At 72.2% G+C, this 22,447-nt stretch carries 18 protein-coding genes; 7 read left to right on the top strand and 11 right to left on the bottom strand.

Annotated features, from left to right (window positions below; all coding sequences use genetic code 11):
- The 4 genes from AB0M46_RS12785 to AB0M46_RS12770 all read left to right on the top strand — a co-directional run.
- Window positions 1-780 (top strand): transposase (locus tag AB0M46_RS12785; protein ID WP_363335383.1); only part of this gene is annotated, 780 nt, incomplete at its 5' end.
- 14 nt (window positions 781-794) lie between these two features.
- Window positions 795-1,337, top strand: coding sequence for a transposase (locus AB0M46_RS12780; protein ID WP_363335381.1), 543 nt, complete (start codon window positions 795-797; stop codon window positions 1,335-1,337).
- Window positions 1,338-1,542: 205 nt separating this feature from the next.
- Complete coding sequence (locus AB0M46_RS12775; protein WP_363335380.1) at window positions 1,543-2,973, top strand: DHA2 family efflux MFS transporter permease subunit; 1,431 nt, start codon at window positions 1,543-1,545, stop codon at window positions 2,971-2,973.
- A gap of 675 nt (window positions 2,974-3,648) precedes the next feature.
- Window positions 3,649-4,242, top strand: a complete 594-nt coding sequence (locus AB0M46_RS12770) for an SMI1/KNR4 family protein (protein ID WP_363335378.1) — start codon at window positions 3,649-3,651, stop codon at window positions 4,240-4,242.
- 49 nt (window positions 4,243-4,291) lie between these two features.
- On the opposite strand, the gene AB0M46_RS12765 is transcribed toward AB0M46_RS12770, so the two are convergent.
- From AB0M46_RS12765 to AB0M46_RS12750, 4 genes are all read right to left on the bottom strand, one after another.
- Window positions 4,292-4,582: a peptidoglycan-binding domain-containing protein gene (locus AB0M46_RS12765; protein ID WP_363335376.1), complete on the bottom strand. Its 291-nt coding sequence runs from the start codon at window positions 4,580-4,582 to the stop codon at window positions 4,292-4,294.
- A gap of 18 nt (window positions 4,583-4,600) precedes the next feature.
- Window positions 4,601-7,318: an ATP-binding protein gene (locus AB0M46_RS12760; protein WP_363335374.1), complete on the bottom strand. Its 2,718-nt coding sequence runs from the start codon at window positions 7,316-7,318 to the stop codon at window positions 4,601-4,603.
- A 112-nt stretch (window positions 7,319-7,430) separates the two neighbouring features.
- A complete protein-coding gene (locus AB0M46_RS12755; protein WP_363335372.1) occupies window positions 7,431-8,180 on the bottom strand; it encodes a glucose 1-dehydrogenase in 750 nt (249 codons plus the stop codon).
- A gap of 60 nt (window positions 8,181-8,240) precedes the next feature.
- Complete coding sequence (locus AB0M46_RS12750) at window positions 8,241-9,425, bottom strand: ROK family transcriptional regulator (protein WP_363335370.1); 1,185 nt, start codon at window positions 9,423-9,425, stop codon at window positions 8,241-8,243.
- 154 nt (window positions 9,426-9,579) lie between these two features.
- On the opposite strand from AB0M46_RS12750, the gene AB0M46_RS12745 reads away from it, so the two are divergent.
- The gene (locus AB0M46_RS12745) at window positions 9,580-10,362 is read left to right on the top strand and encodes a universal stress protein (RefSeq protein WP_363335369.1); all 783 of its coding nucleotides are present in this window, start codon (window positions 9,580-9,582) and stop codon (window positions 10,360-10,362) included.
- Window positions 10,363-10,410: 48 nt separating this feature from the next.
- Here AB0M46_RS12745 and yidD read toward each other — a convergent pair whose 3' ends face one another.
- The 5 genes from yidD to sthA form a co-directional block, all read right to left on the bottom strand.
- A complete protein-coding gene (gene yidD / locus AB0M46_RS12740; protein ID WP_363335386.1) occupies window positions 10,411-10,659 on the bottom strand; it encodes a membrane protein insertion efficiency factor YidD in 249 nt (82 codons plus the stop codon).
- Between the two features lie 235 nt (window positions 10,660-10,894).
- On the bottom strand, window positions 10,895-12,148 hold the full coding sequence (locus AB0M46_RS12735) for a pyridoxal phosphate-dependent aminotransferase family protein (protein ID WP_363335367.1): 1,254 nt from the start codon (window positions 12,146-12,148) through the stop codon (window positions 10,895-10,897).
- A 17-nt stretch (window positions 12,149-12,165) separates the two neighbouring features.
- A complete protein-coding gene (locus tag AB0M46_RS12730) occupies window positions 12,166-15,207 on the bottom strand; it encodes an EAL domain-containing protein (RefSeq protein ID WP_363335365.1) in 3,042 nt (1,013 codons plus the stop codon).
- Window positions 15,208-15,472: 265 nt separating this feature from the next.
- Window positions 15,473-17,002, bottom strand: coding sequence for an NTF2-like N-terminal transpeptidase domain-containing protein (locus tag AB0M46_RS12725; protein WP_363335363.1), 1,530 nt, complete (start codon window positions 17,000-17,002; stop codon window positions 15,473-15,475).
- A 20-nt stretch (window positions 17,003-17,022) separates the two neighbouring features.
- Window positions 17,023-18,426: a Si-specific NAD(P)(+) transhydrogenase gene (gene sthA, locus AB0M46_RS12720; protein ID WP_363335361.1), complete on the bottom strand. Its 1,404-nt coding sequence runs from the start codon at window positions 18,424-18,426 to the stop codon at window positions 17,023-17,025.
- Window positions 18,427-18,487: 61 nt separating this feature from the next.
- Between sthA and AB0M46_RS12715 the strand changes: the two genes are divergently transcribed.
- Window positions 18,488-19,018: a type II toxin-antitoxin system PemK/MazF family toxin gene (locus AB0M46_RS12715; protein WP_363335359.1), complete on the top strand. Its 531-nt coding sequence runs from the start codon at window positions 18,488-18,490 to the stop codon at window positions 19,016-19,018.
- Window positions 19,019-19,245: 227 nt separating this feature from the next.
- Here AB0M46_RS12715 and AB0M46_RS12710 read toward each other — a convergent pair whose 3' ends face one another.
- Entirely contained in the window at window positions 19,246-19,881 is a 636-nt protein-coding gene (locus tag AB0M46_RS12710) for a GNAT family protein (protein WP_363335357.1), read from the bottom strand.
- Window positions 19,882-20,060: 179 nt separating this feature from the next.
- Window positions 20,061-20,825, bottom strand: a complete 765-nt coding sequence (locus AB0M46_RS12705; protein WP_363335355.1) for a class I SAM-dependent methyltransferase — start codon at window positions 20,823-20,825, stop codon at window positions 20,061-20,063.
- Window positions 20,826-21,368: 543 nt separating this feature from the next.
- On the opposite strand from AB0M46_RS12705, the gene AB0M46_RS12700 reads away from it, so the two are divergent.
- Window positions 21,369-22,364 (top strand): aldo/keto reductase, encoded by a 996-nt coding sequence (locus tag AB0M46_RS12700; RefSeq protein ID WP_363335353.1) that lies wholly within the window; start codon window positions 21,369-21,371, stop codon window positions 22,362-22,364.
- Window positions 22,365-22,447: the final 83 nt, after the last annotated feature.

Genomic DNA, 22,447 nt, shown 5'->3' with positions numbered 1-22,447 from the left:
CTGAAGCTGCTCGTCGACCGTCGCGACACGCTGGGGCGCGCCCGGACCGACGCGGTGAGCCGGCTGCATCATCTGTTGCTCGAGCTCATCCCGGGCGGGGCGAAGACATTTCTGTCCGCGCCGCAGGCCCGCGCGTTGCTCAACACCGTCCGGCCGCGTGACATCGTCGGGCGCACCCGGCGGCAGCTGGCTTCGGAGCTGATCACCGAGATCGCCGTCATCGACAAGAAGATCAAAGCTGCGAACGTCCAACTGACCGAGCTGATCGCCTCGACCGGCAGTACGCTGCAGCACCTCAACGGCATCGGACCATCCGGGGCCGCCCGGCTCCTGGGCGACATCGGCGACATCGACCGGTTTGCCAGCCGCGATCACTTCGCGTCCTGGAACGGCACCGCCCCCATCGACGCGTCCTCCGGTGACCAGCACCGCCACCGGCTCTCCAGAGCCGGCAACCGACGCATCAACCGGGTCTTGCACATCATGGCCATCGTCCAGCTCCGCAACGACACCGAAGGCCGCGCCTACTACCGGCGCAAGCTCGCTGCGGGCAAAACCTCCATGGAAGCCATGCGCAGCCTCAAACGCCGACTATCCAACGTGGTCTATCAGCAGATGGTCAAAGACGCACAACGAACGAGGACGAGCCCGGGAGGGCAAGCGGGAGCGACTCTGCAATCCAGCGCGGCCGGCTCGATCCCGACAGCCGACACTTCGGAGAAGCCACTTCCCGGACCCGCCACAACCCACTCTAGAACACCCCTCCTCGCGGCCTCTTGACACAGAGGGGTGCCATGAGCGTAAACGTGTTCGTGATCGTCGAGGGCGGGATGTTCGACGGTGAGGTCTTGGGTACGCGTTTGAGCTGTTTCGCCTGCTTCTCGGCGCTGGTCGTCAAACCCCAAGCCGGCAAGGAGATCCATGTCGTGTTGGACAACCTGTCCATGCACGACACCCCCGAGGTGCGGGCGTGGTTGACCCGCCACCCCGGCGTCACCTTCCATTTCACCCCGGTCGGGTCCTCGTGGATCAGCCAGATCGAAACCTGGTTCGGGATCATCACCAAACAGGCCATCAGGCGTGGCACGTTCACCTCGGTCAACGCGCTGATCCACCGGATCCGTGCCTACGTCGAGCATTGGAACACCGACGCCCAGCCGTTCACCTGGACCGCTACCGCCGATGAGATCCTCGCCAGGGTCGCCCGAGTCCCAGACCAACCTCAAACAACTCGTCAACAAAAACGCAACGTAGCACAAACAGGATCACGGGATACTAGCGGGTCGCCAACTCGCCTGATCGCTTGCGGTGACGGAAACGGCATAAGAACACTTTGAGCAGACGCCAAGCGATCCCGCATCAATGCCAAAGCGAAGTGGACCATCACAGATCACCGGGGTCGAGCGAGCACGCCAAGAGTTACGCCTCTTCCGGCGGTATCTAACATATAGCGCAGTGGGGGGCTTGCCACAAGACCCCCGGCGTGCTTGAAGATGCTGCGGTCCGGACAGCAACACCCCCGACCGCTTAGGAGCCGCAGCAGTGCCGTCTATCGCTCTTGACGACCTCAAACGCGACGATCGACTCGATCCGGCAGTAGTGAAAATCGGCCTGATCCTGACCGTCGGCGCGCTTGCCGTCGTCCTTGACACCACCATCGTCAGCGTCGCGCTGCGCCTGCTCGCTACCGACCTGGCCGTCAGCGTCGCGACGATCCAATGGGTGACGACCGGCTACCTGCTGGCTCTGGGCATGGCGATTCCACTGAGTACGTGGGCGTTAGAACGCCTCGGCGGCAGGCGGCTCTGGACGTTCGCGCTGATTGTGTTCCTTGCCGGTTCGATCGGGTCGAGCCTCGCCTGGAACGTCGCGTCGTTGATCACCTGGCGGGTAGTGCAGGGAATCGGTGGGGGACTGCTCATGCCTGCCATGGGCACGCTCATCATGCAGGCCGCGGCCGGCAAGGCGCTGGGACGGACAGCCAGCGTCGCGATGCTGCCGCTCACCGTGGGTCCGATCCTCGGTCCTCTCGTCGGTGGGGCGATTCTGACCCACTTCAGCTGGCGGGTCATGTTCTGGATCAATGTTCCCTTCTGTGTCGCCGGTCTCGTTCTGGCCTGGCTCTACCTCCCGAAAGAGCGCGTCGCGCAGGCCAGGCCGAAGCTCGACGCCGCCGGGTTCCTCCTCCTCGCCTCGGGCATCGCAGGACTGCTGCTTGGCCTGACGAACGCCGGAAACCGAGGCAGCCTCGCCGGCGCCGACGTGCTGTTGCCGGCGCTGGCCGGCGCCGCGCTCGTGGGGGCTTTCTGTGTCCACGCCCTGCGACACGAGCGGCCCTTGGTCGACGTCAGCCTGCTGACGCGCCGCCCGCTGGCCTCCGCCACGGCAGTCTTGTTCTTCAACAGTGTCGCGATCTATGGCCCGCTGCTGCTCATACCGATCTACTACCTGCAAGGCCGTGGAACCAGCGCGTTGAGCGCCGGCATCATCCTCATGCCCGAAGCCGCCGGTACGCTGCTGGGCCGCAGCGCCGCCGGCTGGCTGACCGACAAGCTCGGTGTCCGAACCACCGCTATCGGCGCGACCGCCCTCGTCGCCACCGCGACGGTCCCCTTCCTGTTCCTCACCGCACACACCAGCGGATGGCTTCTTGCCCTGTGGCTGGTGCTGCGTGGCCTGGGGCTCGGTGCTGTCGGCGTCCCCGCCACGGCCGGCGCCTACCACGAACTCGACCGGGCCCAGATCGGGCACTCCACAGTGCTCACCCGCACCGCAGTGCAGGTCGGCGGCGCTCTCGGCACAGCCATCTTCGCCGTCATTCTGGCACGCGCGACGACCACTCACAGCGACAGCATCATCGCCGCGATCAACACCGCCTTCGGTTGGTCGTTAGGCTTCGGCATCGCCGCGACCGCCCTCGCCTTCTGGCTCCCCGGCCGGTCAAACCCGTCCACCCCGGTAGGCGCCCGATAGCCGACAACGGCAATCACCAGCATGACCGTACTGATCACGTGCAACGTTGAGGAATCTTTACGCGATATCCCCGTTGTCGTTGCGCCAGAAGAGGACCGGCCACGGCCAATCCGGCAGACGTAGCCACATGACCCTGCCACCCCCTGCAGTCTGCCGGTACCCCGCAGCCGTGCTTTGCGCCTCAATTCGTGACGATCCAAATTCATAGTTCACGGGCTGGTTTCCGCGCACTGACCGTAACAATGCCACAAATCCGCGACATGGTTGGCTACCGACATGCACGGCGTTCGTCGGGACCGCGAATCGTTTCCGCACATCGATCCCGTAGGCCAGGTGATTGCTACATCGGATCAGGGTGGAGCTTTTGACCATCGGCACGACAGGTCGTACGCGCGCGCTGAAGGCGCGGGTCAACAACTCTGGACAGAACATCCGCTCATCGGCTTGTTGCGGACACCACTGGAGGCCGCGCACCGACCGTGACGAGCACCAACCCCGTCGTTCCGCACACGGACGGCGGCTACAGCGCACTTGATCTCGATGCCACGGCAGGGACATGCGTCCGCGGTGTCGGTAGGTTGTCGCGGTGGATGATGCCGGACCGGTCGAGCTGTGGTCCCGCTTACAGGACTGGGCGGTGCGCTGGCGGCTGTCGCCACCGGTGCTCAGCGCCGGATGGTTGTGCCTACCGTCGAGCTACAGGCAGGCGGTCATCGACGGTTGGATCAGCCGGCCGCTGTTCGAGCCGCCAGGCGACGACGTTGTCGCGCGGGCGTTGGAGTCGGAGAGCGGCGTCACGCTGCCGATGGACCTGCGGGCCCTGTACGCGGTGCACGGCGGCTCGTACGCGCCGTTGCTGCATGGGGGATGTCCTTGCTGCCGTACGAGGCGATGTTGACCTGCTGGCGGTACTGGGCCGTGTCCGCCGCGGAGTTTCAGGGCAGGACGCCGCAACTCGCCGATGCTGGCACGCACTACGACTGGCCGGCGATCCGGTCGTGGCTGCCGGTGGCGGAGAACGACGACAGCTCAATCGTGTTGGACTTCCAGCCCGGGCCGGGGGGAACGGTCGGCCAGGTCTTGTTCCCGCTCGACGAGGTCAATCGCGTGGTCGTAGCTTCGTCGCTCACCGATTTTCTGCGTCGCTGGCTTGCCGCCCTCGATCGGGGCGACGTCCGTTTCGATGCAGACTACGGATATGCCTTGCCGGTGGACCCGAGCAGGGAATACGCCGACGTACTCCGCAACGACGGCGAGCCGGATGCGTAGAGTTACCAGTCGATCAACGAAGATCACGGCTAGGTATCACAACGCTTGCTCAGGCGGCCATGCCCAGGGAGCGCAGGTGGCGGGCCTCGCGGGCGGAGCGGGCCAGGGCCTGGGACGTGCGCGGCCCCGCCACCCCGTCGACGAGCAGCCCGGCGCGGGCCTGGAAGCGCCGCAGCGCCTGCGGCACCTCCGCCTCGAAGGCGCTGGGGCGCAGCAGGCCGATCTCGGCCAGCAGGGCTCGCACCTCGCGCGGGTCGGCCGGGGGCACGGCCTCGTCGGAGGCGTGCACGGTCCCGGCCAGCGCGGCGCCGACGACATGGAAGATGCGACGTACGGTCATGGATCGAGTGTGCGGCGGCTAGCCTTGCGAAACGTCAGGGAAAACCCTGCTAAACGACCCTGAACTCAGGTGTAGTGCGGCGCGGACCGGGTCGCCCTGCCAGCGGCTGGCGAAGGCCTCGCGCAGGGTCCAGCCGGCCCGCAGCAGCTCGCGCTGGCGGTCCAGGTGGGCCGCGTTGCCGTCCGGGTGCGGGGCGCAGACGTAACCCACGCCGTCGACGACGAGGTCGACGGTCCAGTCGCCGACCGGATACGCGACGCGGGTGTCACGGCCCGCGGCGGCCAGCTCGGCGGCCAGCTGCGCGGCCCACGGCACCGGCGAGGGACCCGGGGCGGCCGGGGACGGCGGGGCCGAGGCGTGCGCCAGGAAGTCGGCGATGAGGCCGGTTGCGGACCGCAGGGACGTCACGACCACGAGGCGGCGGCGGGCCCGGGTGGTCATCACGTTGAAGAGGTTCGGCTCGGCGGCGAAGCGGGCGCGGGCCGGGGAGTCGCCGTCGACCAGGGCCAGGGAGACGATCACCGTGTCGGCCTCGGCGCCCTGGAAGGCGTGCACGGTGCCCGAGCGCAGGGCCAGGCGCTCGATCTGCTCGACGGTGAGGTCCTTGAGCAGCGCCGACTCGAGGGCGTCGGCCTGGGCACGAAACGGGGTGACGACGCCGATGCCGGTGCGGCCCGACGCGGCCAGGGTGCGCACCGTCGCCAGGACGGCGTCGACCTCGGCCTGGTTGACGCCGTCGCGCAGCGACGCGCCGCTCACCCGCACCACGTCGATGGCGGCCTCGCGCTCGGTGGCCGGGGTGCGGGTCATCAGCGACAGGCGGCCGTCGTAGAAGCGCCGGGCGGCGAAGCCGATCAGGTGCGGGGCGCAGCGGTAGTGCTCCCCCAGCCACGTGACGGGGGCGGCGCCGGCGGCCACGTCGAAGGCGCTGCTGCGGCGCACGTCGATGCGCTCGGGCAGGCCGTGGCGCTGCAGGGTGGCGGCCACGTCGACGTCGGCGACGAACGACACGAACCGCAGCTGGCTGGGGTCGCCGGCGACCAGCGCCCGCCTGGCCCGGGCCAGCACCGGGGCGGCCCGGATCTGGTCGATGTGCGCGGCCTCGTCGAGGATCACGAGGTCGAACAGGCCCGGCGTGGGCGGCAGCAGGTCCTCGACGTCGGCGACGGTGCCCACCCACAGCGGCAGCGCCCGCACGAGCGCCGGGCCGTCGAGCGCGGCGAGGGCCTCCCGGCGCCGGTTGCGCCCGGCGCGCAGCGCGGCGGCCAGGCCGGCGGCGGTGCGGCGCGCGTCCCCGCCCCAGCGCGCGGCGGCGGCCGCGTCGTCGCGCATCGCGGCCCCGACGGCCTCCCGCAGCCGGGCGTCGGCGGCCAGCAGCTCCGGCCACACGGCCGCGAGGTCGGTGCCGCCGCCGACCGCCAGGGTGGCCGCCGCCCGGTCGGCCGCGAGGGCCTCCAGCAGCGCCGGCAGCCGCTGCGACCCGACGCCGGCGAGGCGGCGCACCCGCTGTTCGCGCCACAACCGGAACCCGAGAGCCTTGTGCGCCTTGCGTACGTCGAAGTCCCCGGCGAACACCTTCGGCGCCTCGGCCCGCAGCCCGGCCAGCAGCGGCTCCCACACCGCCATGGTGGCGGCCAGCCGCTGCAGGTCCAGCGCGGCCCCGACGCCGTCCTCGAGCGCCCGGACGGCGGCCGCGGCGGCGTCGGTCTCGGCCCGCCGCCGCTGCAGCTCGCGGGCGGTGACGCCGTCGGAGCGGCCGGCGGACAGCGCGAGGGCGAACCGGTCGCGCCGCTCGGCGTTGCCGAAGAGCACCGGCTCGGCCCCCGGGTAGCGCCCGAGCAGTTCGCCGAGCACCTCGGCGGCGTGCGGGGCCTGGGTCGCCACGAGCACGGACCCGCCCCGCTGGACGGTGTCGAGGGCGGCGGCGACGACCGCGTGGCTCTTGCCGTTGCCCGGCGGGCCGGACACCACGACCACCGGTTCGCGCCGCACCCGCCGCACGACGTCGCGCTGGGCGGCGTTGAGCGGCAGCGGGGAGTACACCTCCTCCTCCTCCCCCGCCTCCCCGGGAGCGCCGCCGGTGTCGTAGACCCGGGCCAGCGCCGTGTCCTGCAGCCCGGGGCGGGCCGCCCAGGCGCGCAGCGTGTCGCGCAGGCCGGCCGAGGACACGTCGCGGACCACGAAGAGCCCGGCGACGGCCAGGCCGATCAGCTCCCGGTCGGACAGCCGGGCGGGGGGCGGGCCGGCGACGGCGATCCGGTCCGGCCGCAGCCCGGCCGCCTCGGCCACCGTGCCCACCCAGGCGGCGGTCCCGGGCGCCCCGAGCCAGGCGGCGGTGCCCAGGCCGGGGGCCGACTCCAGGACCGCGGCCAGCTCCCGGTCCCCGACCAGCGGCGTGAGCTCGAGGTCACCGGCCGGCACGACCCGCGGCCCGCGCAGCCCTCCCCCGGAGCGCTCCAGCCGCACCGGCTCGAAGACCAGCGGCAGGCGCAGCTTGCGCGGCACCCCGTCGACCTCGGCCGTGCCCAGCAGCCAGGCCCAGCCCCGGCGCAGGATCCGCTCGTCGCGGTGCAGCGCGTCCAGGGCGGCCAGCCGGTCCGCGGCCCGCCCGCGCGGCGCCCGGTCCGGGTCGGTGAGCCACACCAGCGGCTGGTCGCCCTTGGCCACGTCGAGCACCCGCTCCCGGCCGGCGGGCGCGAGGTCGGCGAGGGCGGCGAGGACGCGGCTCGGTTCCATAGGTGCCCGATTCTGTCATCGCGGCGCACCCGCCGCCCGCCCGTCGCCGCCGATGCGCGGGCCGGCTGGGATCGCGACCCGGAAGTCGGCAGCGACGGGCGGGTGTGCGTGGTCAGGCGGCGCTGATGCCGCCGTCGACCGTCACCACCTGCCCCGTCATGAACCTGGCCCGGTCGGAGCCGAGGAACAGCACCGCGTCGGCGATCTCGTCCGGGGTGCCCAGGCGGCCCATCGGCACCTGGGCGGCGAAGTCGGTCTCGGTCGTGCCGGCGGCGCCCACGTACCGGTCGAGCATCGCGGTGCGGGTCGGGCCCGGCGCGACGGCGTTGACCCGGATCCCGTCGTCGGCGGACTCCAGCGCGGCCGATCTCGTCAGGCCCTCCACGGCGTGCTTGCTGGCCGAGTACACCCCGGCGCCGGGCGCCCCGACGTGGCCGAACACCGAGGAGACGTTGACGATGCTGCCGCTGTGCCTCGGCCGCATGACCCGCAGCTCGTGCTTGAGGCTGAGCATCGTGCCCAGGACGTTGGTGTCGAAGATCTCGGCGTACGACTGCGGGGTCTGCTCTTCGATGCGCCCGACGTGGCCCTCGGTGCCGGCGTTGTTCACCGCCACGTCGAGTCGGCCGTAGTGCTCGACGACGCCGTCGACGAGCCGGGCGACCTCATCGTCGTTGCGGACGTCGGCGTGCACGTACTCGGCCTGGCCGCCGGCGTCGCGCAGGTCGGCGACCAGCTCCCGGCCGGTGTCGTCGTGCCGCCCGGCGACGACGAGGGTGGCGTGGCGCTCGGCGTAGGCGAGCGCGGTGGCCCGGCCGATGCCGGTCAGGGCCCCGGTGATGAGCACGACTGGTGTGGTCATGGCGGTGAGGATGCCCGCCCCGGCGGGGTCAAACCCGCCGGGGCGGGCCGCTGCCGCGCGTTACGGGCGCCCGAGCGTGGCCAGGATCGTCTCCCGGACCGAGGCGCGGCCCGCCTCCTGGGCGCCGAGCAGGGCGGCGTCGTCCTGCAGGCGGGTCGTGGCGATCATGGTGTCCAGCGGCGCCGCCTCGGCCAGCGCCGCGGCGACCGCGGTGCCGAGCAGTTCGCCACCCGCCTGCCCGACCTCGCCGCCGATGACGACCAGCGGCGGGTCGAGCACCGCGACGACGGCCGACAGGCCGATCGCGATCCGGCCGGCGAGCTGCGTGACGAAGGCCGCGGCGCCCGCGTCACCGGCGCCGGCCCGTTCGGCCGCCTCGGCCATGGTCCCGGCGGCGGTGGGCGCGGTGATGCCGTGCGCGGCCGCGAGCTCGAGGACGGCCCCGCCGCCGACGAGGTCCTGGAAGGCGAGGCGGCGCTCGCCGCCGGCCATCGGCATGTACCCGATCTCGCCGGCCCCGCCGCGGGCGCCCCGCAGCAGCGTGCCGCCGAGGTCGATGGCCAGGCCCAGGCCGGTCTCGCCGAGCCACAGCAGCGCGAAGCTCTCCGCCCCGCGCCCGGCGCCGTGCGCTCGCTCGGCCACCGCGGCCAGGTTGACGTCGTTGTCCACCCCGACGGGCACCCCGAGCCGCCGGCGCAGGTCCTCGACCAGCCCCGGCCGGCCCCAGCCGGGCACCTCGACGTGGTGCAGGACGTCGGAGCGGGGGTCGTACGAGCCGGCCACGGCGATCTGCACCTGGGCCACCGGGTCGCGGGCGAGGCCGGCCTCCTTGCAGACCGCCTCCACGGTGTCGACGACCCCGGCCACCGGGTCGGTCCGGGTGAAGTCGACGGCGGACTCCAGCCGTCCGCGGACCGCCCCGGACAGGTCGGTGACGGCGGCGGTGACGGTGGGCGTGTCGCTGTCCGCGCAGTCGCGCACCGACAGGGCCACGGCGTAGGCGGCATCGGGGTTGACGGCGTACACCTCGGCGTTGGGACCCGGCCCGGCGCTGACGTAGCCGACCACGCTCACCAGGCGCGCCTCGGTCAGGCGCCGCAGCGCCTCCGAGATCGTGGGCTTGGACAGCCCGGTGAGGTCGCGCAGCTCCCCGCGGGTCAGCGGGCCGCGGTCCAGCACGTGACTCAGGGCGGCCGCGTCGTTCATGGCCCTGAGCAGCTTCGATGATCCACCGAGGTGCGTCATGGTGGCTCGAACCGTATGGGCGTCTTGCAGCGCGTGTCAATCGCGCACCGCGTGATCGGGCACGTGTCACGACTTATGCCCATAATCCGGACAGCGAAGCCCTTGCCCGGATCGCTCCTGAGAGAGACGGTGGAAGGGTACGAGGGGGTGCGACATGCTGCTCGAACACAGTCCCGTCGTGGTGGGCGTCGACGGCACGACCGCGTCGCTCGGCGCCGTGCGGTGGGCTGCCGACGAGGCCGCCCGGCACGACCGGTTGCTGCGCGTCATCCACGCGCTGACCTGGGAGGGCCCCACCGACGGCCAGGGCGTGGCGCTGAACGCCGCCGCCGAGGCCCGCGCCTGGCAGCCCGGCATCGCGGTGGAGACCATGACCCTGGGCGGCGCCCCGGCCCGCATCCTGCGTGAGCAGTCCCGCACCGCCACCCTGGTCGTGATCGGCGGCCGGGTCCACGAGGGCGGCCAGTTCGACGCCTCGATCAGCGCCCACCTGGCCGCCTTCGCGCACTGCCCGGTCCTCGTGGTCAACAACGGCTGGCGCTGGGCCGACCCGATCACCGCCCTGCCGGGCCACGCGCCGGTGGTGGTGGGCGTCGACGGCTCCCCGTCGAGCCAGCGCGCGCTGGCCTACGGCTACGGCGAGGCCTCCTCGCGCCACGTGCCGCTCGTCGCCCTGCACGCCGGCCGCGCCCGCCCGCACGAGGCCGTGGCCGCCGAGCTCGAGCCGTGGCTGCGCCGGCACCCGGAGGTCGAGACCCACTTCGACAGCCGCGACGCCGGTGTGCTGGAGACCCTGACCGAGGCGGCCCGCAATGCGCTGATGCTCATCGTGGGCGCGCATCGGGTCGGGTGGTACGAGCAGCCCCGGCCCAACCCGGTCACGCAGCTCGTCGTGCGCCACGCCGCCTCGCCGGTGCTCGTGACCCGCAGCGTGTAGCCGGCCTCGGCCGTGCAGCCCGGGACCGGCTTACACGCCCGGGACCGGCTACCCGGCCGGGACCGGGTCCAGGCCGCGGGCGCCGCCCGGGCGGCAGCGCGACAGGCGGCGGGTGGCCAGCCACAGGCCGCGGACCGCGCCGTGCCTGGTGATGGCCTCGGCGGCGTAGTGGGAGCAGCTCGGGGTGAACCGGCAGCACGGGCGCTCCCGCTTGGCGCTGATCTCGCGCTGGTACCGCCGGATCGCACCGACGAGGGGACCGTCCGCCGAGGCGGCCGAGCGCGGCGCCCGCGCCATCGTGAACAGCATGCCCGGCAGGGAGAGCAGGCCCAGCATCAGGCAGCTGCCGTCGATCGCCTCGCCGATGCAGCAGCCGGCCTCGAGCAGGCAGGCGTCGCGCAGGCAGCTGTTGCCGCCGCCCCGCCGGTAGCCGTAGTCCTGGTTCCGGCCGTAGCGCCGGCGTGACCATCGTTCGCGCATACGTCCGTGATAGCGCTCCGGCGCCACCAGTACGGGATGACCCCGATCCTTCTCAGCTCGCGCTGCCCTCCCGCGCCTCCTGGAACACCCCCGCGGCGGCCAGCTCGCCGATGACCGCGTTGAGCTCGTCGATCTGCTCGTCGGTGTTGGCCGCGGTCACCTGGACTCGGAAGCCGACCTGGTCGCGGGGCACGCCCGGATACGGCGCCAGCGTCACGAACAGGCCGCGCTCCCACAGCAGCTCCGAGACCTCGACGAGGTCGCGGTCCAGGGCGATGGGCAGCTCGATGATCGGGGTGTCGTCGGTGTTCGGGGTGAAGACGCCCAGGCCGCGGACGTGGTTGAGCACGCGCATCGACATCCGGTGCAGCTCGGCGCGCAGCTTGTCGCCGCGCTCGGCGTTGACGTCGAAGCCGGCCAGGACGGTGGCCAGGGAGGCGGTCGGCGACGGGCCGGAGTAGAGGTAGGGGGCCGCGGCGGACTTCAGGCGGTTCTTGAGGACCGTCGGCAGGGCCAGGAAGGCGAGCAGGGACGAATACGCCTTGGAGAAGCCGCCGACGAGCACCACGTCGTCGTAGGACTCCCCGCAGTACCGGATGATGGAGTTGCCCGTGGTGCCGTAGGGGCTCGTCTCGTCCTCGCTGCGGGCACCGATGACGCCGAAGCCGTGGGCGTCGTCGATGTAGAGGACGGCGCCGTGCGCGCGGCACAGGTCGAGATACCGCCGGACGTCCGGGATGTTGCCGGTCATGCTGTTGACGCCGTCCATGCACACCAGGATCGGCGACGTGGTGGCCTCGGCCAGGCGGTCGGCCAGCTCGTCCAGGGTGCGGAAGCGGGCCAGGGTGGCGCCCTGGGCGCGGGCGAAGACGCAGCCGTCCCAGATCGTCTTGTGGGCGCGCGAGTCGATGAGGATGGTGCCCTCGCCGGCCAGGGCCGGGATCACGGACAGGTGGATCTGCGTGATCGTCGGCAGGACCAGCGTGTCCTGGGCGCCGAGCAGCGCGGCTAGGCGCTCCTCGATGACCGGATACAGCCGCGGGTTGCCCAGCATGCGCGACCAGGACGGGTGGGTGCCCCAGCGGCGCAGCTGCTCCTCGACCGCGCCGATGATCTGCGGCTCGAGGTCGAAGCCGAGGTAGTTGCACGAGGCCCAGTCGGTGAGCCAGTGCTCGCCGACGCGGATCCGCCGCCCGTCGATCTCGTCGATGACCGCGTCGTAGAAGCGGGTCTCCTCGCGGAGGCGGGCGATGCCGCTGTACCGCGGGTCGGTATCGACGGCAGTGGCGAGTTGCTCGGCGCGCACATGTCCCCCAGGGTCTCTCAGGCCGCGGTGCGACCTCCCCGTTGAGGTCCCGGCGAATCCTCCGACAACCATTGACTCGCGTCACCGTAGCTCAACGGGCGCGAGAACAAGTACCCCTGGCCGTGATCGCAGCCCATCTCCACGAGCAGCTCACGCTCGGCCACGGTCTCGACACCCTCCGCCACGACCTGAAGCTTCAACAGCCGCGCGAGCTGCACAATCATGTTGACCACGGCGTGCTGCTCGCTGGAGGACACGACGGTGTCGATGAAACTCTTGTCGAGTTTCAGCACGTCGACCGGCAGGCGACGCAGGTACGACAACGAGGAGAACCCGGTGCCGAAGTCGTCGATGGCGATGCGCACGCCGGCCTGGCGCAGCGCGGCGAGCTCGGCGGCGACCTCGCCGTCGTCGTGCAGCAGCAGGCTCTCGGTCATCTCCAGCAGCAGGGCGCCGGGCGGCAGGCCCATCCGCTCGATCTCGGCGAGCACCCACTGGGCGAAGTCGGGCGAGCGGAACTGCCGGGCGGAGACGTTGACCGAGACGTAGACCTCCTCGGTCGGGTACGCGATGCGCCACTGCGCGGCCGCGGTGATGGCGTTGGAGAGCACCCAGTAGCCCAGCGGCACGATGAGGCCGCTCTCCTCGGCGACCGAGATGAACTCGTCGGGCGGGACCATGCCGCGGGTCGGGTGGTTCCAGCGGACCAGGGCCTCGAAGCCGCGGGTGCGGTCGTCGGCGAGGGTGACGATCGGCTGGAAGTGCAGCAGGAAGGCCTCGTCGGCGATGGCCCGGTCGAGGTCGGCGCGCAGCTTGTGGCGCTCGACGACGGCGCTGTGCAGCGAGGACTCGTAGCGCCGCCAGCGGTCGCGGCCGGCGTCCTTGGCGACGTACACGGCCAGGTCGGCGTGGCGCAGCAGGTCCTGCGCGCTGCCGGCCTCGGCGGTGGTGGCGACCCCGATGCTGGCGGTGGCGGTGACGGTACCGTGGGCCAGCTCGAACGGCGCCTTGAAGCTCTTCAGCACGCGCCCGGCGACCCGCTCCACGTCCGACGGGCTGCCGGCCCGGCGCACCAGCGCGGCGAACTCGTCGCCGCCGAGCCGGGCCACGGTGCCGGCCGCGCCGTAGGAGCCGTCGACGGCCCGCAGCGCCTCGGTCAGCCGCTGCCCGACCGCGACGAGCAGCGCGTCCCCGGCGCCGTGGCCGAAGGTGTCGTTGACGACCTTGAAGTCGTCGAGCTCGACGATGAGCACGCCGACGGTCGCGCCGGTCTCCGCGCCGGAGGCGACGGCCTCCTGGACCCGGGTGAGGAACACCTCGCGGTTGGGCAGGCCGGTGAGCGCGTCGAAGGTGGCCCGCTGGTACAGCTCGGCCTGCAGCCGGCTGCGCTCGGTCACATCGCGCAGGGTGACCACCACGCCGCGCACGGTCGGCTCGTCGCGCAGGTCCCGGAACGCGGCCTCGACCAGCGCCGGGCGCCCCTCGGGGCCGGTCACCTGGAGGTCCTCGCCGGGCCGGTCGGGGGTGCCGGCGCGCACCTCGGCGAGGCGCCGGCCGACCTCGGCCGCGCTGTCGTCGGCGAACGCGGCCGGCAGGGCGGTGCCGACGAGGTCGGAGCCGAACAGCGCCTGCGCCGAAGGGCTGGCGTAGTTGACCAGGTCGTCGGCGCCGACGATGAGGATGACGTCGGCGGTGTTGAGCACGAGGGTGCGGAAGTACGCCTCGCTGTTGCGCCGCCCGATCTCGTCGCCGAGTGCGATGCGCTCCAGGGCCATGGCGGCCTGGGTGGCGAGGATCTGGGCGGCGTCGGTGAGCCCGGCCAGCACGGCCTCGTCGGTGGCCACGTAGAGGGCCCGCTCGGCCGCCCGCCCGTCGGCGAGGGCGAGGGGGCAGCAGAGCGTCACCTCGAACGCGCCGAGGGCGGCGGCCACGCCGGGGTCGATGTCGCGGGTGTACGGCATGGTCGTCCCGCGCCCGAGCGCCGGCCCGAACGCGACCGCGTGCGGGCGGCCCGGCGGCAGCAGCGCGGCGACGGCGTCGCGGGCGGTCTGCACGACGGCGTCCTCGTCGGTGGCCAGCAGCAGCGCCGCGCCCGCGCTGCGCAGCCGCCGCTCGCGCTGCACGGTGAGCCGCTGCGCGCGCACGGCCCGGCCGAGGCGCAGCAGCACCAGCCCGGACAGCAGCGCCGACACGGCGGCGATGGCGGCGGCGTCGCGCACCTGGCCTCCCCGCATCTCCAGGAACAGCACGATCGGGGCGATGAACAGCGACAGGCCGAGCAGCAACAGCCGGCCGAGCCGCTCGTCGCCGGCCCGCTGCACCCGCGGCTCGGTGAGCTGCCGCATCGAGGGGTGCAGGGCGGCGACGCCCCACAGGACGTAGAAGGCGGCCCAGCCGATGTCGACCGGGCTGCCGGTGGCCCAGTCGTCGGCGAACTGCCGCAGGCCGTAGCCCACGTCGGAGCTGAGCAGCCCGACCCCTCCGGCGGCCAGCAGCGCGACGGCGGTGTTGAACCGCACGGAGGCGATGAGCCGGGCGCCGACGAGCAGCACGATGATGTCGGCGAGGGGGTAGGCGATGGAGATGGCCCGGTCCAGCGCCGACAGGTGCGGGTTGTCGACGTAGGGCCGGATCAGGAAGATGTACGACAGCAGGCCCAGCCCCGCCGTCAGCGTGATGGCGTCGAAGAGCCCCGCGGGGTCGCGGCGGACCACCCCGAGCCGGTAGAGCCAGACGAGGGCGGCCGCGATGAGGGCGTACATCGTCAGGTAGAAGGTGTCGGCCAGCGACGGGAAGCCCGGCCGGTGCATCAGCCGGGTGAGCACGTCGGCGGTGAGGTCGCCGGTGATGAAGCACGCCACGGCGGCGGCCAGCAGCAGCCACGGGGCGCGGCGGCGCGGCCGGTGCAGGTACACGCCGACGAGGATCGCGGCGACGCTGGCGTAGCCGATCGCGGACCACAGCACGAGGTGGAACTCGGGCAGCGCAAAGTTGGCGATCACCAGGACCGCCATCGTGCCGACGTACCCCGCCAGCACCCCGCGTGCCGACCCGTTCACTCCCAGCTGCCCTCTACCAAGAAAACTCGGTGTCCTGAACTCCCCGTGTCGCGCCCGCGGTTGCCTGCGGCGAGGCAGACGCTACCCAGTTCGCTGCCGAATGAGGAGTACCTGGCTCGATCGTTCCGAGGACGCTTGGCGCCGCTTTTGACGGCATATGCGCATTTAGCGGCTTCCATGCAACCGCCGAATGCGTCAGACATCAACGCGGCGCAGTGGTGTGCTTGACGCAGCGCAACCACCCGCAATGATGTTCACGATTCATTCACGCGACGGCGGCGAGGAACGCGGCCGCGATCGGGGCGGTGACGTCCGCCCCGGAATCGGCGACGTAGACGCAGTAGGCGATGTCGCCGCGCACCCCGGCGCTCAGCCCCGGCACGTCGAGCGTGCCGGAGACCGCCGGGCCGGCCGGGGCCGGGTTGACCGGGGCGGGATCCTTCACCAGCACCGGCTGCTGCCACGTGCCGCGGGCCAGGGCGGCGGCCGCGGCCGCGTACCCGATCGGGGCGGCCACGACGCCGCCGGACGCGGCGCGGCCGGTGAACACGTCGACGCCGAGGCGCCACTGCGCGCCGATCCCCAGCGAGGCGGGGGCGACCGGCCAGGGCGGGCCGGGCACCTCGCCGAGCAGCGCCAGGTCGTAGCCGGCCGCGTCGGGGCCGTTGGCCACGGCCAGCACCGCGCCGTCGCTGACCCGGATCGCGACCAGCGCGGACTGCTTGGCGGTCTTCGCCAGCGCGGCGTCGGCGGCCTGCTGCACCTTCACGTCGAGGGTGGTGACGATCTTCGCGCCGTCCTGGGACGGCAGGGTCACCAGCGCATCGCCGGCCTTGGCCTTCGCGCCGGCCGCGTCCACCGGCACCACCGAGAGCCCCGGCAGGCCGCGCAGCTGGGCGTCGTACTGCCGCTGCAGCCCCGTCAGCCCGGCGACGTCCCCGTCCTCGAGCGCGCCCTTGCTCGCGTCGATGAGCTCCTTCGTCACCGGGCCGGAGGTGCCGAGCAGGGCCCGGGCGAAGGTGCGGGTCAGCGGCAGCGACAACGTGCCCTCCCGCAGCCGCACGCCCTCGGTCGCGCCGAGGTCGCCGGCGATCTCGGTGTAGTCGTTCTTGCGCAGGGTGACCACGTCGACGAACGCGTCGGGCTTGGCCACCTTGAGCCGCGCCGGCAGGGCCTGCACGTCGACGCTGACCTTCACCGACTGCAACAGCAGGTCGAGCCGCTTGACCAGGGCGTCGACGTCGGGCACCCGCTGCGGCTCGACGCCGATGTAGACGACGGGCACGTCGCCGGCGATCCGGGTGCCGTCGGCGGCGGTGATGACACCGCGCCGGGCCGGGGAGCTGCGCAGGTCGAGCTTCTGGCCGTCCTGCAGGGCCGGGTGGACCGTCTGCGCCCCGAGGTACAGGTGCCAGCGCTTGTTCAGCAGCCGGGCGCCGACCGTCGTGTCGTAGTCCCACGTGCGCCCGTCCGGCAGCGTCCAGCGCACCCCGACCGCGAGCGCCGCGTCGGAGTGGTCGACGGCGGCCCGGCCGTGCGGGGTCAGCACCGGCCGGCGGGCGGCCAGGTCGCCCTCGAAGCCGGCCAGGGCGGCGTTGGCCGCGGCGGTGTCCAGCGCCCGGCCCTGCGGCGTGAGCAGGTCGGCCACCCCGGCGAAATCGCCCTTGCGCCAGGCGGCGACGAACCCGGCGAGCCGATCGTCGACCGACGGCTGGTCGGGCTCGCAGGCCGCGAGGGCCGGACCGGCCAGGACCAGGGCCGCGAGCAGGAGCGCCATCCCCCGAAGCTTTCTCACGGCCCCGACCTTATCCCGGTCTATGCGCTGAGGCGGGACACCGTCCGCATCTTGTTCATCGCGTCCAGCGCGGCAACCTTGTAGGACTCCGCGAGCGTCGGGTAGTTGAACACCGCGTCGACCAGATAGTCCACCGTGCCGCCGCAGCCCATCACCGTCTGTCCGATGTGGACGAGCTCGGTGGCCCCGGTGCCGAAGACGTGCACGCCGAGAATCCTGCGGTCCTCGGGCGATACGATGAGCTTCAGCATGCCGTACGAGTCGCCGATGATCTGCCCGCGCGCCAGCTCCCGGTAACGGGAGATGCCGACCTCGAACGGGATGCTGTTGTCGGTCAGGTCGTCCTCGGTCCGCCCGACGAAGCTGATCTCCGGGATCGTGTAGATGCCGATCGGCTGCAGCTCCTGCATGCCCCGCACCGGCTCGTCGCAGGCGTGGTGGGCGGCCAGGCGGCCCTGCTCCATCGAGGTGGAGGCGAGCGCCGGGAAGCCGATGATGTCACCGACGGCGTAGATGTGCGGCACCTCGGTGCGGAAGTGCGCATCGACGCTGATCCGCCCGCGCGCGTCGTAGGACAGCCCGGCCTTGTCCAGCCCGATGAGGTCGGCCGCGCCCTGACGGCCCGCGGAGTACATGACGGTGTCGGCGGCGATCCGCTTGCCGCTGGCCAGCACCGCCACGGCCGCGCGCCCGTGCCGCTCGACCGCCGCGACGGACTCGCGGAAACGGAAGGAGACCGAAAGATCCCGCAGGTGGTACTTCAACGCCTCCACGATCTCCAGGTCGCAGAAGTCCAGCATGCGCTCCCGCCGCTCGACCACCGTGACCTTCGTGCCCAGCGCCGCGAACATCGACGCGTACTCGATGCCGATCACCCCGGCCCCGACCACGACCATCGAGCCGGGCACCTTGTCCAGGTTGAGGATCCCGTCGGAGTCGATGATCGTGACATCGTCGAACTCGACGCTGTCCGGCCGCGCGGGCCGCGTCCCGGCCGCGATAATGATCTTCTCCGCCGTGATGTGCGACTCCCGCCCCTGCTCGTCCTGCACGGCGATGGTGTGCGGGTCGACGAACGTGCCGGTCCCCTGCAGCAGCCGCACCCGGTTGCGGGCCAGCTGGCTGCGGATGACCTCGATCTCCCGCCCGATGACGTGCGTGGTGCGGGCGGCGAGGTCGCCGACGGTGATGTCCTCCTTGACGCGGTAGCTCTGGCCGTACATCTCGCGCTGGTTCAGGCCGGTCAGGTACATGACCGCCTCGCGCAGCGTCTTGCTCGGAATCGTGCCGGTGTTGATGCAGACGCCACCGATCATGTTCCGCTTCTCGATCACGGCCACCCGCCGGTCGAGCTTCGCGGCCGCGATCGCGGCTTTCTGCCCACCCGGCCCGGAGCCGAGCACAAGGACATCGAAGTCGTACATGGGCCACAGTGTCCCCGGCGCGCCCGGCACCGTAAAGACGCGGACGGCTATGGTCATCGGCGTGAAACGACTACTTCAGGCCGTGGCAACGCGGCTGGGCCTGCTCCCCCGCCCGACCACCTCGGTGCGCCCCGTCCCGCCGCGCCAGGCCCCCGCCACGCCTGCGCCGCGCCCCCCGGCCGCCCGCCACGCCCCGGTGCCCGGCCCGCCGCCGCGCCACGAGACGCAGAAGCTGCTGGAGTACGCCCCGCAGCTGGACGGCGACGCCGACCCGGGCGAGGTCGTGTGGACCTGGGTGCCGTACGAGGACGACCCCGCGCAGGGCAAGGACCGCCCGGTCCTGGTCGTCGGCCGCCAGGGCACCGCCGTGCTCGGCCTGATGCTCTCGAGCCAGTCGGAGCGCAACGGGCAGCACAACTGGTTCGCGCTGGGCCCGGGCTCCTGGGACCGGGAGAAGCGGCCGAGCTGGGTCCGCCTGGACCGCGTCCTGACCGTTGACGCCGACGGCATCCGCCGCGAGGGCGCGATCCTGGACCGCGACCGCTTCGACCGGGTCGCAGCCGAGCTGCGCTCGTCCTACGGCTGGTCCTGAGCACCGGACGGATGAGTCCGGACGTCGGCACCTCCGGACTCATCCGTGTCATAACTGCGGCCCAGCCGCCCATGAGTCATCGCGCCCGACGGGAGACTGGGCACCACGGGACCGAATTTCCCGGGTCGATGCCGCATGCCCCTCATCCGACGTGGTCACGGTCGTTTTCTGGTCACATCACGTCATCTGGACGCGGCGCGTTACCACACTCTTCCATCGGGGCGATCTCAGATGTGAGAGTCCCGGCGGGCGGTGAGGGCCTGCTTCGCGGTGGGCCAGTCGTCGTCGAGCATCGCGTACAGAACGGTGTCGCGCCACGTGCCGTCGGCGCGGCGGCGGTGCTTGCGCAGCACGCCCTCGCGGACGGCGCCGAGCCGTTCGATCGCCGCCTGCGCCCTGCTGTTGCGGATGTCGGTGACCCAGACGACACGGACCGCGCCGAGGGCCTCGAACGCGTAGTCCATGAGCAGCAGTTTGGCCTCGGCGTTCAGGCCGGTGCCCCACCAGCGTTGCCCGAGCCAGGTGTAACCGATCGTCACCGACCGCTGCACCGGGTCCAGGTCGGCCAGCGAGGTAGTGCCGGCGAACTCGCCGGTGCGCGCGTCGAGTTGCGCGTACGCGAACCGCTGCCCGCGCGCTCGGGCGGCCAGCGCGGCCGTGATGTGCCGGGCCGCGTCCTCGACCGTGACGGGCGCGGTGAGCGCCCCGCCGGGCGGGCTCTGCCAGCGGAAGATCTCCGCGCTCTGCATCGGGGTCCCGGCCGCGGCGAGGTAGCCCGGCGCGTGCTCGATGGCGAGCGGTTCGAGCCGCACCAGCCGGCCGGACAGCACGGGCATCGCATACCACAGGGCCACATCGGTCACGGCTGATATGTTCGCGTACGACGACGTCTGCTATCCACCGATTTCCCCTCCCGCAACGCTCTGACCGCCCTGACCGCCCGGTGAGTCTCCGGGTTTCCTATGGTGAGGGCGTGGACGACGAGGCCGTACAGCGTAACCAGCCTGCTCGACGCGCAACAGCGCGCCGAGGACCAGCGCCGTCACGGCGTGCCGACCAGCAGCCGTAGCGAGCCCACGAACTCCGGCTGGGTACGCAGCTGCCCGAAGCGCTCGTCCCAGGCGCCGCCGGCCAGGTCAGCGCGCAGCCGAGCGGCGAAACGGGCGGTCGCGGCGTCGTCGACGAAGCCCCACGCCGACTGCGCCGCCCGCACCTCGTCATCGAGGAATCGCTCCGGGCGGGCGTAGTACGCCTCGGTCACTCCGTCCACGCAGTCGATGGGGATCGGCACCTCGTGCACCTCGCACGTCGTACCGATGGCCGCGGCGATCAGATCGATGGCCGGGTAGCGGCGCCGCTCCGCGGCGATAAGCTCCGGCACGTACTCCGCCAGCCAGAACCGGTCTAGCGCATCCCCATCGAAGGTCAGCACGACGACCGGGCCACGGGCCACCCGACGCAGCTCGGCGAGCCCCTTCGCCGTGTCCGCCCACTGATGCACCGTCACCGTCGCCATGGCCGCGTCGAACGCACCATCGTCGAACGGCAACTCCTCAGCGCGGCCGTCGAGCGCCGGCACCACATGCGGCGGCCGCTGGGCGCGCATCGCCGCCGACGGCTCGACGGCGACCACATACCGGTCCGCGGGCTCGTACGAGCCCGCCCCGGCACCAACATTGAGCACCGTACGCGCCGAGCCCAGCGCGGCGTGGACCCACGCCGCGATACGCGGATCCGGCCGCCGCTGAACGGCGTACCCCGTCCCGTGGGTGTCGTAGTCGAAGTCGCCAGCGAGGGCGCTTGTCATCCCGTAGTCCTCTCCCCGTAATCCTGCCAAGGACGCCGCCGGCATGCCGGGGCGTCCGGGACGTCGTGCGAAGTCATCCCGCAGACAGTGCACGTGAGGCGCGCCAGCACCTCGGCGACCTCTTCCAGTGGGGTCGCCGGCTTCGCCGGGCACAGCCCGCATCGTCGTGCCCGTCCGCCGGGCGAGCTCGCCGCCGCCACGCTAAACCCGAACCCCAGGTACAGGTCAACCAGAATGCCGCCCCCGGTGAGCGCCGGGATGCCCAGGAAGAGTCCGACGCCTCGGCCCGCCGCTCCCCGATGCTGGCCTACCTGCCGCCGTCCCGAACGAGCAACAGTTCGCGGCTAACGACACCGGTACCGGGACGCCGCGACCAGAAGCCCGGCGCGCCGGCGTGAGAACGGAAGATCGCGGTGCTCCGGGAGGAGCAGTCGAGGATCCAACACAAGATCGAGTGGTACCGGTAGGAGCTGGCGTCGATGCCCGAGGCGTCCACGGCGGCCGCTTGACCTGGAGCGCGCTCCAGCTCATACGGTCCGGTGTATGCGAACGATTCCTCTGGGCCGCACGGGCGAGCAGGTCAGCGCGCTCGCGCTCGGCTGCATGCTGATGGGCACCAGCACCGACGAGGCCACGTCCGTCGCGATGCTGGACCGGTATCTCGACGCCGGTGGCACGTTCCTGGACACCGCCGACTGCTACGCGTGGTGGCCGGCGCCGGGCGCCACCGGCGGCGAGAGCGAGGCGCTGCTCGGCCGCTGGTTCGCCCGCACCGGCCGGCGCGACGAGGTCTTCCTGGCCACCAAGGGCAGCGCCTGGGTGACTGACCCGGAGGCCGTCCGGTCCGGCCGCGTGCGCGCCCCGGAGCAGTACGCGGGCGCCGGCGGCGACACGCTGCGCCACGCGCTGGACGCGAGCCTGCGCCGGCTGGGCGTCGACCACGTCGACCTGTACTACGTCCACGTCGACGACCTGAACACCCCGCTGGAGGAGACCCTGGCGGCGCTGGCCGGCCTGGTGGCGGCCGGCAAGACGCGGCACATCGGCTGGTCGAACGCGCAGACCTGGCGCCTGGAGCGGATCCGGCAGCTGTGTGCCCAGCACGGCTGGCCCGCCCCGGTCGCCCTCCAGCAAGAGCACTCCTACCTGCGCAAACACCCCGCCGCGCGGACCGTGTCGGTGGTCGACGACGAGCAGCTGCGATACCTGCGGGCGCACGACGACCTGACGCTGGTGGCGTACTCGCCGATCCTCAAGGGCGTGTACGACGACGCGGGGAAGCGCCGCGACCATCACGTCATGGACTCCTACCGCGGCGCCGACTCCGACGCCCGTCTGGCCGTCGTGGCCGAGCTCGCCGCCGACCTGGGCGTGACCGGCAACGAGCTGGCCCTGGCCTGGGTGCTGCACCAGCGCGACCCGGACCGGGTGGCGCTGATCGGCCCGCGCACGCTGGAGCAGTACGACTCCTCGATGGCCGCCCTGGCGATCGACCTCGACCCGGCGGTCCTGGCCGAGCTGGACGCAGCCGGCGCCTGACGGTCCCGGCTCGGCGCCCCGTGCCGCCCGGACGCACCCTACGGTCCAACCACAACGTCAGCGGGGACTGTGACGTCCGGCTG

The sequence above is a fragment of the Dactylosporangium sp. NPDC051485 genome (genome assembly GCF_040682015.1).
Classification (GTDB): Bacteria; Actinomycetota; Actinomycetes; order Mycobacteriales; family Micromonosporaceae; genus Dactylosporangium.
This window is presented reverse-complemented; position numbering and strand designations above follow the sequence as displayed.